This is a genomic window from Acinetobacter sp. YH12233 (assembly GCF_013417725.1).
Classification (GTDB): Bacteria; Pseudomonadota; Gammaproteobacteria; order Pseudomonadales; family Moraxellaceae; genus Acinetobacter.
The window spans coordinates 13,849-27,418 of sequence record NZ_VPDK01000041.1 but is presented as its reverse complement, the minus strand read 5'-3'; the positions used below and the strand labels follow the sequence as shown (position 1 = coordinate 27,418).

The 13,570-nt window shown below is 42.6% G+C and carries 12 protein-coding genes; 5 read left to right on the top strand and 7 right to left on the bottom strand.

Going from position 1 to position 13,570, the window contains the following annotated elements; genetic code table 11:
* Nucleotides 1-637 precede the first annotated feature (637 nt).
* The 3 genes from FTV12_RS14045 to def form a co-directional block, all read right to left on the bottom strand.
* On the bottom strand, nt 638-2,668 hold the full coding sequence (locus FTV12_RS14045; protein WP_180034229.1) for a TonB-dependent copper receptor: 2,031 nt from the start codon (nt 2,666-2,668) through the stop codon (nt 638-640).
* Nucleotides 2,669-2,739: 71 nt separating this feature from the next.
* Nucleotides 2,740-3,153, bottom strand: a complete 414-nt coding sequence (locus FTV12_RS14040; RefSeq protein WP_179992706.1) for a DUF2946 family protein — start codon at nt 3,151-3,153, stop codon at nt 2,740-2,742.
* Nucleotides 3,154-3,245: 92 nt separating this feature from the next.
* Entirely contained in the window at nt 3,246-3,776 is a 531-nt protein-coding gene (def, locus tag FTV12_RS14035; RefSeq protein ID WP_004780730.1) for a peptide deformylase, read from the bottom strand.
* Nucleotides 3,777-3,896: 120 nt separating this feature from the next.
* Here def and FTV12_RS14030 point away from each other — a divergent pair, with 120 nt between their 5' ends.
* From FTV12_RS14030 to FTV12_RS14020, 3 genes are read left to right on the top strand one after another with little or no spacing between them, the layout of a single operon-like run.
* Nucleotides 3,897-5,051, top strand: a complete 1,155-nt coding sequence (locus FTV12_RS14030; RefSeq protein ID WP_180034228.1) for a LysM peptidoglycan-binding domain-containing protein — start codon at nt 3,897-3,899, stop codon at nt 5,049-5,051.
* 57 nt (nt 5,052-5,108) lie between these two features.
* Nucleotides 5,109-6,248 carry a DNA-processing protein DprA gene (gene dprA, locus FTV12_RS14025; protein WP_180034227.1) on the top strand — a complete coding sequence of 380 codons (1,140 nt, stop codon included), beginning with the start codon at nt 5,109-5,111 and terminating at the stop codon, nt 6,246-6,248.
* A gap of 40 nt (nt 6,249-6,288) precedes the next feature.
* A complete protein-coding gene (locus FTV12_RS14020; RefSeq protein ID WP_034171542.1) occupies nt 6,289-6,858 on the top strand; it encodes an L-threonylcarbamoyladenylate synthase in 570 nt (189 codons plus the stop codon).
* Nucleotides 6,859-7,295: 437 nt separating this feature from the next.
* Here FTV12_RS14020 and FTV12_RS14015 read toward each other — a convergent pair whose 3' ends face one another.
* Nucleotides 7,296-8,195 (bottom strand): DMT family transporter, encoded by a 900-nt coding sequence (locus FTV12_RS14015; protein ID WP_179992709.1) that lies wholly within the window; start codon nt 8,193-8,195, stop codon nt 7,296-7,298.
* A gap of 189 nt (nt 8,196-8,384) precedes the next feature.
* On the opposite strand from FTV12_RS14015, the gene FTV12_RS14010 reads away from it, so the two are divergent.
* Nucleotides 8,385-8,930: a glutathione peroxidase gene (locus tag FTV12_RS14010; RefSeq protein ID WP_064096960.1), complete on the top strand. Its 546-nt coding sequence runs from the start codon at nt 8,385-8,387 to the stop codon at nt 8,928-8,930.
* 409 nt (nt 8,931-9,339) lie between these two features.
* Nucleotides 9,340-9,915 carry a hypothetical protein gene (locus tag FTV12_RS14005; RefSeq protein ID WP_179992710.1) on the top strand — a complete coding sequence of 192 codons (576 nt, stop codon included), beginning with the start codon at nt 9,340-9,342 and terminating at the stop codon, nt 9,913-9,915.
* A gap of 76 nt (nt 9,916-9,991) precedes the next feature.
* On the opposite strand, the gene adhP is transcribed toward FTV12_RS14005, so the two are convergent.
* The 3 genes from adhP to FTV12_RS13990 form a co-directional block, all read right to left on the bottom strand.
* Nucleotides 9,992-11,023, bottom strand: a complete 1,032-nt coding sequence (adhP, locus tag FTV12_RS14000) for an alcohol dehydrogenase AdhP (protein WP_179992711.1) — start codon at nt 11,021-11,023, stop codon at nt 9,992-9,994.
* A 370-nt stretch (nt 11,024-11,393) separates the two neighbouring features.
* On the bottom strand, nt 11,394-12,800 hold the full coding sequence (locus FTV12_RS13995; protein ID WP_180034226.1) for an NAD-dependent succinate-semialdehyde dehydrogenase: 1,407 nt from the start codon (nt 12,798-12,800) through the stop codon (nt 11,394-11,396).
* 346 nt (nt 12,801-13,146) lie between these two features.
* Nucleotides 13,147-13,566, bottom strand: coding sequence for a F0F1 ATP synthase subunit epsilon (locus FTV12_RS13990; RefSeq protein ID WP_004780711.1), 420 nt, complete (start codon nt 13,564-13,566; stop codon nt 13,147-13,149).
* Nucleotides 13,567-13,570 lie beyond the last annotated feature (4 nt).

Here is a 13,570-nt window from a genome sequence, read left to right as displayed (position 1 = left end):
CTGCCGCCAGCGTTCAATCTGAGCCATGATCAAACTCTTCAGTTAAAATCATTTCGAACTTTATAAGTAAAGTTCTTAAACTTGGCTCATCAATTTTCTGACAAATATTTCTCAAATAAACTTCGAGTAATTTCTACCATTCAATCAATGAAAATAATTTCGATCAATCAACCAGTAAAAATCCACACAAGTTGTTCTTCATAATCTCTTAATGATCTTCTTGCTACTTCGTCAGTAGCAAGCTAGGTCGGCTATATTACTCTCTATCTCTAGAAAGTCAACCAGTAATGAAAATTATTTTTAAACTTTCTTTCTAAAACCTAACTCAACCATTTCATGCTAAGTTACTGTTTTATCAGAATTTTTAATCTTCATCACCGCCGATGGATGTGCATTCTACAGTATTTCAGGGGGCTTGCAACCCCATTTTTTAAACTTTACAAACGCATGTTTATTTTATAATCCATAAAATTCATAAGTTACTGTTTTATTTATAAAAATTATTTTAATAAAAGTTTGAGTTATTATTTAATGCAAAACAAAACAATATTAACTTACTGATAAACATGAATTTAAATTACTACCATAAACAAAAAGCAGGAAAAAACTCCTGCTTTTTGTTTGTTTTCAGTTCAAATTAGAATTTCATACTGATTCTTGCCCAGTAATTCCGTCCGATATTATTAAATTGCTCATTGGCAGCAAATCCAAAACCGGAACTGCCCATCTTGTTCAAATGCTCGGCATAGGTACGGTCCAGTACGTTATCGACACCCACAGAAAGATCCATGTTGTCATTTACATGATATGTACCATTTAAAGAGAGAGTACCAAAACCAGCACTTTGCTTAAGATCATAGCCGACAATATTGCCTTCACGCTCACTAATTCGGTTCTGACCATCGACCAGGCGCCAGTAGGCACCCAAAGTATAGTTATCCTGGATATAACGTAAATTTACCCGAGCTTCCAAAGGTGAAATCTGTGGCAACGGCGTATTGTCACTGGTATTTTCACCCCAGGCATACATCGCACTCAGATCAGCCTGAATCGCATCAGTAAACTGATATCCGATTCCGACTTCTGCACCTGCCACTGTTGCATCTACATTTCGGCTATGTGCTTCTAACATTCCCATATTACCTGTTGGCAAGTAAGTCGTGAGGATGTAATCATTGATCACACCTGCATATGCCGATGCCCATGAACTGAAATTACCATGTTCATGCTGGTAGCCAATATCCAGCTGTAAAGTTTTTTCAGTATCAATGTTCTTAAAGGTATTTGGATGACCATTGCCTGATTTTGGACTGAACAGCTCCCAGTAATCCGGCATACGTTCGACATAGCCAATACCCATATAAGTCTTGCCATCATCATGGTCTGGATGCTGATTCTCAAAACGCAAAAAAGCGCTTGGTAAAGTTTTTTTACGCTCCTGGTTTGACTCCACTGCTTCTACTTTGACCTGATCCAGACGCAGGCCACTCACCAACTTATGATTATCACTGACCTCATAACTGAGCTCACCGAAACCACCGATCGACTGGAACTCCATATCTTTAATACGTGGCTTATTCTGATACGCTGTCATCAGATTTCCGTTACGTTTGCTATGCTGATTATTCTGGCTGTCGATACCTGTAATCAGCTGTAATTTATCCCATTCACTGGTCACGGCCATACGCGCATTCAATGTCTTACGCGCTACATTGGTGGCCATAGGCATACTCATCATACCGCCAGGCTTGAACTCGCGCAGACTATAGTTATCCATGACATGGTCATTAAAATTGTAGTTTACCTGTGCTTCAATTTTCTTGATCACATCGCTGACATTTCTCTTTTCAACACGCAAACCCAGACTTTCACGGGCAAACTTGGAGCCATCCATTGCACGGCCGGCATACACAGCTTCACCATCCGCCTTGCCCCCGGTCAACTCTACCCAGGTATCGCTATCCGGTGTCCAGCCTAATGCAATGTCGGCATTCCAGCGCTCCCAATCGGAAGGAACAGTCGTGCCATTACCATCTTTATAACTGTCTGAAACAGAGCGGCTGGTATTCAGGCGGATATATTTCTTTTCATCACCAGCAGCTGCTTCAATATTCTGGTCCAGACGGCCAAAAGATCCCATTAGTACACTGGCCTGACCGCGATAATGTTGATCTTCCCCAAACTGTTCAGGTGTACGTTCAAAAATGACGGTTGCTGCCGAACCGGTATTGGCATATTGAACCGTTTGCGGGCCTTTAATCACTGAAATACGATCATAACTTTCTGGAGAAATATATGAAGTGGGCGAATCCATCCGGCTTGGGCAGGCACCGAGGTTTTCAGTGCCATCAGTCAGGATTTTAATGCGTGAACCGAACATACCACGAAAGGTCACATCGCCATTGGTACCTGCTCCGCTATTGACCGAACTAAAACCTACAATACTTTGCAGATAATCTGCGCCATCAGTTGCTGGCACTGGCTGAATCGGCTGTTTTGGATCAGCACGAACAATCAGACCATTGGCATCATTACCGGCAGTTGAAGTCACCACAATCGGTGCCATGGTTTGTACTGGCATGGCTTCATTTGCCAACACCATCGAAGAATAACAAGCAACACAAATCGCAGCCGCAAGGGGCTGTAAAGAAAATTTAGGCTGAGCCATTTTCTATCTCACTGAATACATAAATTGAACACGGCCTAAGTCAGTAAAGACCCAGGCAAAACAACGTGGATTTATGCAAACAGTGGCGGTGCCCGTCCCTGCGGGATTAAAAAGAGTCGTTGAAGGATAAACCAGACATGCTTAAAGGCTTGTTCAAAAGCCAATAGTCTGACCTGAATTCGATCCAGGACTTCTTTCACTTCAAGCTCAGGCGGCAAAACCAGGTTGCCATAGACAGTACAGTACTGACACTGATGACTGGCATCGTGTTCATGCGCCATGGAGTCTGAGGAAATAGGATGCTGATCAAGGTGATGATGGGCAGAATGTTCAGAATGAACATGAGAAGAAACTAAAAGGGCGCGCGTGATGGTTTCACAGACCGGAGCAACCTGATATTGCTTCGGCAGCAAAGGCTGTAAGAACACAGCAATCTGTAGAAATACCGCCACAAAGGAAAGTAGCAGACCTCCCCGCAGGACCATAGGCAAACCCTTGAATTTGTCTGGGCTAAGTATAACAAAGCCCAATCGAAATTGGGCTTGTTGAAGCATAAAAATTGCTTGGGAAAAGAGTCCTAGCGTTTAACTGCAACTTTTTCTTTATTGCGCTGGCGAACCAGTTTTTCTACTTTTTCACGGGCACGCTGACGTTTCAATGGCGACAGATAATCCACAAAAAGTTTACCATTTAAGTGATCCATTTCATGTTGGATGCACACAGCGAGAAGTCCATCAGCCTCTTGTTCAAAGGGTTGACCATCCAGACCAATTGCCTCGATTTTTACGCGTGACGGACGCTCAACTTTATCGTATATTTGAGGAACTGATAGACAGCCCTCTTCATAAGGCTGTGTTTCTTCAGTCAATGGTGTGATTTTGGGGTTAATGAACACCATGGGTTGATCTTTGTTTTCAGACAGGTCCATCACAATCAGCTGAATATGACGATCAACTTGGGTCGCGGCGAGTCCGATGCCTGGCGCTTCATACATGGTTTCAAACATATCTGCAGCGAGCTGACGAATTTCATCAGTAACTTCTTCGACTGGTTGTGCAATGGTACGAAGACGGGGATCCGGGAAACTTAAAATAGGTAATAAGGCCATACTGCGTCCTCAATTATGCCATTGATCAAAAAACCAAATGAAGGGAATGCTTCATCAAAAAAATGTGTGTAAGATCGTTATTATAACGCAACTACGCACATAATTTTAGGAATTATGATAATGAAAAAGGTTTTGAAGGGCATGCCATTTTTTAGTGCCTTGGGGTTAAAAAATCAAATGCTCGCACTGGCAGTTTGTGTCGGAGTGAGTATGGGGACAATGTATTCAGCCGAGGCAGCTCCTGCCCGTAACGTCAATCCACCTGCTTTAAAAGCCAGTGCACCCAATGTCTACGTGGTCAAAAAAGGCGATACATTGTGGGATATTTCAAAACGTTTCTTAAAAAATCCGGTGCGTTGGCCAGAAATCTGGGCCAGTAACAAGCACGTGAAAAATCCACATTGGATTTTCCCGGGTGACCGCCTGTTGATGTGTGACTATCAGGGCCGTCCAATTATTGGTAAAGACGAAGGTGATGGCTGTGAAGGTATCATCAGTCGTTATATCGGTAGTACTTCATTACAACCACAGGTTCGCGTTGAATCTTTAAATAATACGATTCCAGTGATTCCACTGGCGCATATCCAGCAATGGCTGGAACGCTATACCATTGTGGCAGCAGATTCAGTTCAGGGTACGCCTTACATTCTCGGCACTGCAGACCAGCGCGTATTGGCAGGTAAAGGCCAGAAGGTCTATGCACGCGGGAATGGTCTGGTGGTTGGCCAGCGTTATGCGGTATATCGTGAAGCAGACCCTTATGTCTTTACCGATGCCAATGGCAAGAAATACACGGCTGCTCTAGAGTTGCAACAGGTTGCTTCCGGAATCGCAGTACGTGGCGAAGGTGATGTCACCACGCTGGAATTGACAGATAGCTATAATGCCGAAGTGCGTCGCGGTGACCGTGTATTGCCTGAATACGATCCGATGTTACCTACCCTGTTCTATCCAGTGAATGCAGAAAATACGGTTGCTGGTGGTCAGATTGTGCGTGTACTGGGTTCAATTGGTACTGCTGCGCGTCATAGTGTCGTAACGATTGACCGTGGTACAGCACATGGGGTTCAGACTGGTCATGTCTTCAGCGTAAACCAGAAAGGTGAAGTGGTGACTGATCCGAAAACCAAAGAGCGCGTACAGCTTCCAGGTGAGCGCATTGGCAATCTGATGGTCTTTAAAACTTTTGACCAACTGAGCTATGCTTATGTGCTGGAAAGTGAGTTACCTATCAAGGTGGGTGCCAATATTCAAGCGCCATTGTTAGATGAATAATAGATTGATCTAACTTTACAACTGAAAGAATAAGAAGACACACATATAGGTCTCGATATGCTGAACTCGTTATCACGCGTGCAACTGGAAACACTGACGTTATGGTATCTGGTTCAGCATTCTCTTTCGAGCTTCTATAAAATCAGTCAGCATTATTCAAGTCTGACCACAGCCCTACAGCCTGATCAGGTGCCCACCTGGCAGGCGCTTGGCATTCATGCCAATCATATCCAACGCTTGAAAGACTTCTCGCTTCCAGAATCACAACAGAAATTTCAGCGCTGTCTGGAAAAAGTTCAACGAGATAGTGATTTCATCCTGCTCTATCATGATCTGCATTATCCGCAGCAACTCAGCCACTATGTAGACAAACCACCAATTATTTTTGGTCAAGGTCAGCCGGATACATTGCTTCAGGCTCAAATTGCGGTTGTAGGAAGTCGCAAGCCGAGTCCTCATGGCCGGCAAGTAGCTTATGATTTTTCCTTTTATTTGAGTGAACAGGGTTTCTATATTAATAGTGGATTAGCACAAGGTATAGATGAAGCAGCACATCGGGCAGGATTGAAACATCAGGGTACCATTGCAGTGATGGGGACTGGACTGGATCAGACCTACCCTTCTCAACATGCACAATTGCGCCAGGAGATTATTGCGCATGGTGGTGCGGTCATTACCGAGTTTCTGCCAGAGACTCCACCCTTGCAGCATCACTTTCCACGGCGTAACCGGATTGTCAGCGGTTTAAGTCTCGGAGTCATTGTGGCTGAAGCGACCTTAAAAAGCGGCTCTCTAATTACGGCCAAACTGGCTGCCGAACAAGGCAAAACCGTATTTGCCATTCCGGGACATATTTATAGCGAATATCATAAGGGTTGCCATCAGCTGATTCGTGAAGGCGCGATTCTAATTGATCACCCGCAACAGGTGATTGAAGAACTGGCTTTGGCGACCCAATGGCAAGCCTTACAAAATGAAGTACAACATGACATGGCGGATGAACTTCCTGCACACATACCGCCTCATCTGCTCAGACTTTATAACCAGTTAGACTGGGTCGGACAGGATCTGGATCATCTCAGTCATCATCTGCAACAGGATGTCTCTTCTCTGACCAGTCAATTGATGGAACTAGAGCTACTTGGCTTTTGCACCCAGCAAGCCGGCATGTATCTACGTTGTCGTCCACATAAATAAGGTTCACAATAGACACTTCTTGTTTTGATAAGGTATACACATGATCACCACCTCTGTTGCCGAAGCAGCTGAATGTCTCAAAGCTGGACAGGTCTTGGCATACCCTACAGAGGCTGTTTGGGGTTTAGGTTGCGACCCCTATAATGAACAGGCATTTCACCAGATTTTAACCTTAAAACAGCGCCCGATTGAAAAAGGCGTGATTTTACTCGCAGCTCATATTTCACAAGTGGAACATTTACTTCAGGATCTAAGTGAAGAAATGCGTGAAAAAGTAATTGAGTCTTGGAGTAATGATCGACCTACAGACCGGGCAACCACCTGGTTACTCCCTGCCAATGACGATATTCCAGGCTGGATTAAAGGCAAACACCCTAAAGTGGCAGTGCGCGTGACCACTCATCCTCTTTGTGTAGCCTTGTGTCAGGCTTTTGGCGGTTTTATTGTTTCAACCAGTGCCAATCCTGCCGGCTTAGAACCTGCACGTTCCCTGCAAGATGCCATGCGTTATTTTGGTCAGGACCTAAATTATCTGAATGGCGATCTGGGACTGAGCCAGAAACCAAGCCGGATTATTGATGCTGTAACAGGTGAAATTATTCGTGACTGAGCCTTTGCTCAGTCATTTTTCTTTTCAAGCCGACTAAAGTTTTAAGACAAAAAAAAAGCTCAACCATATAGGGATGGTTGAGCATAAAAAAGGATGTGTATTATCACATCCAGAGGGTCTGTAAATCTCTGGGAGTTTGATAAATCTAGGTTTTTTCTGATTCATCATTCTCGATGCGGGCATTATGCGAGAAATCCGTCACAACAGCAAATATAATAAAACAATTTATTAATACATTTTTTCTATTAAAAATATTTAAAATTTAATCAAAATTCAAAATATCTTGCTATTTTTGTTTCAGTTTTAAAATGAAGTTAATTTTTAATAATTTATTTTTATATCCATAATCACTAAATTTAAGGAATAATACTGTAAAAATAATGTAATCATTTATTCAAATATTAAACAAATAAAACTTTAACTCTTTATTTGATCGCTTAAACCTTGGGTTTAGCAGGGTATTGCGCCAATAAAATACCTACTAGAATAATGGCACCACCAATGCTATGGTAGATTGTCCAGGCTTCAGATAACCATAAATAAGCGATTAACGCCGTAAAGACCGGCATCAAATTCATAAAAATACTGCTGCGGTTTGGACCAAGTTGTTGTACAGCCATCATCCATAAGAATGGGGCAGCAATAGAAGGAAAAATTCCGGCATAAATAATACTTGCTGCGTTATTACTATTAATAGCATCCAGACCTGAGTACAACACTAAAGGAATGTGATAGAGAACGGCCAAAAAAATCTGCATATACAGACTAACCAATAGCGGAATCTGGATCTGCCATTTTTTGAGCAAAACGCCATAACAGGCATAGAAAAATACCGCAATCAGCATCAGCAGATCACCAATATAATGATCTCCTGCATCCAGTAAATGTGCCCATTGCCCCTGCCCCATCACATACATCAGACCAATAAAAGACAAAATACTACCAATCACCGCCATTAAAGTGGGACGAACATGTAAAACAAAGATTCCGACAATAATAGTAAAAATTGGAATAAAGGCATTGATCAGGCCCATATTGGTGGCACTGGTATAATGTGCTGAGGTATAAGCCAGGCCTTGATACAACACCATGCCCAGTGCACTTAAGACAGCCAGATGCCCCAGATGCGGTCGAATTTCCGGCCAGGCTTTGCGAACCTTGGGCCACATTAACGGCGTTAAAATCAGCAGAGCCAGAACCCAGCGATAAAAACTGATACTTAAGGGAGAAATATAATCCGCCACATAACGGGTAACCGTCATATTCAGAGACCAAATCAAAACTGCGGCCAGTGGTAAGGCCATGGCCCACCAGGCTGCTTTTTGTTGTTGTATCATACTGTCATCCATGAGTCGCTGGTCTTGTATTAAGCTATTCCTATTCGCACCCTAGCATAATAGATTTTTCACATAATATTGCAGCAATTTTACTGCCTTGAGTAAATCAGCTCACCTGTTTGTACTTGTACTAAATCTGAATACCCGTTAAAACAAATACCGATTCAGTCGCAATAAACAGGAAATCTAATGACTCGCTCTGTATATGACATTCCAGTCAAAACCATTGACGGAACAGAAACCACTTTAAACCAGTACCAGGGTAAGGTTTTGCTGGTGGTCAACGTCGCTTCTAAATGTGGCCTGACGCCGCAATATGAAGGCTTACAAAAACTGTATGATGATAAAAAAGCTGAAGGTCTGGAAATTCTGGGCTTTCCTGCCAACAACTTTCTGGAGCAGGAACCAGGCAGTGAAGCCGAGATTCAGGAATTCTGTTCGGTGAATTATAAAGTCGACTTTCCGTTATTCGCAAAAATTTCTGTGGCGGGCGAAGACAAGCATCCTTTATATACCACTCTTACACAGGCTGTACCGGAACGTATTGGCGAAGGTCCTTGGTGGAAAGATCTGGTCGATTATGGCCTGACCCCTAACCAGCCACCGGAAGTGCTCTGGAACTTTGAAAAATTCCTGATCAATAAAAATGGCGAAGTGGTGGCACGTTTTGCACCAGACATTACTGCAGATGATCCACGCATTGTAGATGCGGTGAATGCAGAACTGGCAAAATAACGCTCTGCTCTCCCAATAAGCATTAAGATTAAAATAAGTATCTGTTTTCATAATGGGTACTTATTTCTATTTAAAACTCTTATTTCACTAAGTTGATATTCACCTACATTTGTAAAGACTCAACCAATCCGTGCACAATCAGCAATTGCTTAGGACGCAGGAAAATAATAGTCGAATGAAATTCCACACAATAAAGTCTTCAAGTTAATCGCCGGCCAAACGAGCCGCCCCGCTTAAAATAAAATATTTACTTATTCATTTTTATTAGATTTTTCTCACTTCTGTCTGGCTAATTATTTAAAATCCAGAAGAATTGTTATGAGTTTGCAACAATCTTTTTTATCTCCATAGTTTGTCCTTATATTAAATACTATCCAAATTCTATCACCTGTATCGAGACCCTGATTCCATGTCCAAAATTCTTGCCAATGCTGTCCTTCCTTTCGCATTATTTAGCTCGGGAATTTTACTGATGGGCTGCGAACAGGCTGTCGAAACACCCACTGAACAGGCAGATACAACAACGTCAGATCTGGAACCAACCTCTCAGCAACAAGGCTCGGCAACACCAACTGAACTTAAATCTGGCAATATGTTTTATATGGTTCGGGATGTCGCCGACTTGCAGCTCAAGGCCGGCAGTTATGTGGAACAGTTAAAACAGACCCAGACCGAACTGCAAACGGCGGTCGAAGCCAAAGATACCCAGCAGCTGCAATCCACTGCGACCCAGCTTCAACAGCAACTCAGCAGTTTTAATCAGGTGCTGGGTAACCTGAACTTAAAAAGTCAGGAAATTGACCAGATTCGTAATAATATGATGTCTGCAAACCAGCAAGTGCTGGCTTCTCCCCTCTTGAATGGTCAGGTGGATTTTAGCCAAGTGGACTTGAAAAAGATTGAATCGCAGATGGTCAATGTTCAAGCCGAAATGATCAAACTGGCCGGCTTGCTGATCCAGAATCCCGAGCAGAAACAAGGTTAAAACTCATTCAATCCCTTTCATCAAAAAACCAATCCGGCAAGAACCAGATTGGCTTTTATTTTCCCTCAATGAGGAATTAAAGTCGCATATCGATCACGATCCGGCCATCAATTTTCCCTTGTTCCATACGCTGAAAAATATCATTGATATTTTGCAGCGGCTCAACATTAATATGTGCCTTAACCTTACCCCGGGCAGCAATATCCAATGCTTCCTTGAGATCCAGTCGTGTACCCACTATCGAGCCGCGCACCGTAATGCCGTCAAGTACCATATCAAAAATCGACAAGTCAAACTTGCCTGGTGGTAAACCATTTAGCACCATAGTTCCCCCCCGACGCACGATCGAGACTGCCTGTTCAAAAGCTTTGGGAGAGACTGCTGTTACCAATACCCCATGACAACCTTCTCCAGTGGCTTTCATCACTTCTTCTTTTACATCGGATTTCAGTGCATTTATGCCCACATCAGCACCCAGATTTTTGGCCAGTTCCAGTTTTGAGTCATCCACATCTATGGCAATAACATTAAATCCCATGGTTTTGGCATATTGAACAGCAATATGACCCAGACCGCCAATGCCCGAAATTGCCATCCAGTCTCCTGTTTTGGCATCAGCCATTTTCAGACCTTTATAGACAGTGACGCCTGCACAGAGAATAGGTGCAATTTCAAGTAAGTCTACTCCCTCCGGAATTACTCCTACATAATCTCCATCGGCCAGACAATATTCAGCAAAGCTGCCGTTGACCGAATACCCCGAATTTTGCTGTTTTCTACACAGGGTTTCCCAGCCCGCATAACAATGTTCACAATGACCACACGCCGAATACAGCCATGGAATACCGACAATATCTCCTATTTTTAAATGGTCAATGCCTTCACCTATTTCAATCACTTCTCCTACTCCCTCATGCCCGGGAATAAAAGGTAAGCTCGGTTGCACCGGCCAGTCGCCATGCATGGCATGCAGATCGGTATGACAAACACCTGTGGCAATGATCTTGACCAGGACTTTGCCTGGACGAACTTGAGGGATGTTGAGTTCTTGGATTTCTAAGGGTTGGTTAAATGCAGTTACGACCGCTGCTTTCATTGTTGTTGGCATATTAATTCTCTCTTCTATTATTATAATTTCAGATTATTTTTGAATAATCTCCTTAATTATAGACAATAGAAAAACTGCAACAACTATAGAATTGTATTTCTCCGCTATTCTTTAAAAATTCTTAAAATTTTTTTGGCTGTTATTTTTAAATTATGCTCGACTATCTCCAAACAAATATTTTTATTTACACATAAATATAAGAATAATAATGATTTAATTAAATTCACTATCAGCAGATATAATATTTTTATCCAAATAAGATAGCTTCAAATTTTAGACTACATCTTCTTAAGCCCGTATCTTTATAATAAGGTGATAATTAGTCATATTCGAAAGGAATTTAATCAATACTAATTAAAAGAAAGCCACTTCAGCAGTGGCTTTCTAGTTTGGTGTTGGGCTTATTTTTTGGGCTTTTCACCACCACCAATCGTTTCTGCACAAATTCTTTGAAACCATCGCTTGAAAGTTCATGACCATAACCCGAATTTTTAATCCCGCCAAATGGCAGCTCTGGCGCAGTATCGGTATACCAGTTGATCCAGATCATGCCAGTTTCTACACGTGAAGCCAGCTTTTTCGCCCGCTCAATATTTTGTGAATGAATCACGCCTCCGAGACCATAATTGGAATCATTGGCAATCGATACAATTTCATCTTCATCTTTTGCCACATAAATTTGAGCGACCGGGCCAAAGAATTCTTCATACCAAGCCGGATTATCACGGCTGATATTTTCCAGAATAGTTGGCTGATAGAAATTACCTTCATGTTCATAAGGCTTACCACCAGTCAAAACTTTCGCGCCATTCTCTACAGCTTTATCCACCTGCTTGGTCAGTTTTTCCAACGCATCTGCCGAAGACAGTGGGCCAAGAGTAGTTTCAGAATCCAATGGATCACCAATTTTTAAGCCTTCAAAGACCTCGAGCATGCCCGCTTTAAATTGTTCTGCAATTTTCTCATGCAGGATAAAACGTTTAGCTGCTGTACAAACTTGCCCCGTGTTATTAACGCGTGCCTGACAGCCAATTTTGATCGCTTTTTCCAGATCAGCATCATCCAGCACAATGAATACATCATTACCGCCTAGTTCCAGTGTCGATTTGGTGACATGTTTCCCAGCCTGCCCCGCTACTGCACGCCCTGCGCCTTCTGAACCCGTGAGAGCAACGCCTTGTACACGCGGATCTGCGATAATATCTGCGACCTGATCGCTACTGATAAACAGATTAGTCCACACACCTTTCGGTGCGCCTGCATCCAAAATCAACTGTTCAAAGGCTTCAGCACATTGCGGAACGATGCTGGCGTGCTTGGCTACCACAGGGTTGCCAATCGCACAGTTTGGGGCAAAAACACGCATCAATTGATAGAATGGGAAGTTCCAAGGTTCTACCGCCATGATAATGCCTAAAGGATGGTGTTCTACCCAAGCTTCTCCCAGTTCCGTTTCATAAGAAACTGGCGCTAAAAACTCTTTGGCATGATCTGCATAATATTCTGCAATACGTGCACAACTTTCAATCTCACCTTCACTCTGCTTGATCAGCTTACCCATATCCAGCGTCATGATTTTAGCCAGTTCTGACTTGCGTTCCCGCATGTTGCTTGCCAGTTTGCGAAGTACCTCAATCCGGGTATCTACTTGTTGAGTCCAATCCGACTTCAGGATTTTTTCTGCGGTATCCAAGGCATTTTGGATATCTTGATCAGTGTGTGACGGATAATCTTTTAATTTCTGGTTGTTAAAGGGGTTAATGGATTGATAACTCATAATTAGATCCCTGCTTGGCCAATTCAATTTTTATAAATGGATAACAACGTGATTTGCGTCGTGACAGAGGTAGTAGAACCGTGAAACTTTTTATTGAATAAATCTGAAAAACTTAAAGACGCCATATCAACTTAGCATTGTTTTTTTCTGACTATGACTTTGCTTACAGATTGGTTCAAAAGATTACGCAGCGCAGGTAAAAGTTATATCGAGTGGTACAAATTAGAGCTATATAGTTTTCTTAAAATAATTATTCATAAGGCTAAAATCTGGTAACTTTTTTCAAAATAGTTTTTATATAAAAAAACCACCCTTTCGGGTGGTTTTTTCAATCTTAAACCAGCAATTACATTGCACGGTTTTTGATTTTGCGGATCGTTTCCAGCTGAGCAGCAGTTTCTGCAAGAGCAGCCAAAGCAGCAGCAGAGTCCAAATCGCTCTTTTGATTTGCTAGCAATTGTTCAGCGTGTTTACGCGCTTCAATAATTGCAGCTTCATCCAAGTTTTCTGCACGGACTGCTGTATCAGCAAGAACCGTAACAACATGCGGTTGAACTTCTAGAACACCACCAGATACATAGATTAATTCTTCTGTACCGTTTTCCAAAATAACGCGGATCGCGCCAGGTTGGAGCAAAGTTACCAGCGGAGCGTGACCAGGCATAATACCTAACTCACCGCCAGCACCTTTAGCAATTAGCATAGTTACAGTGCCTGAGTACAAAGACTCTTGAACACTTACAACGTCACATTGCATAGTCGCCATGAGA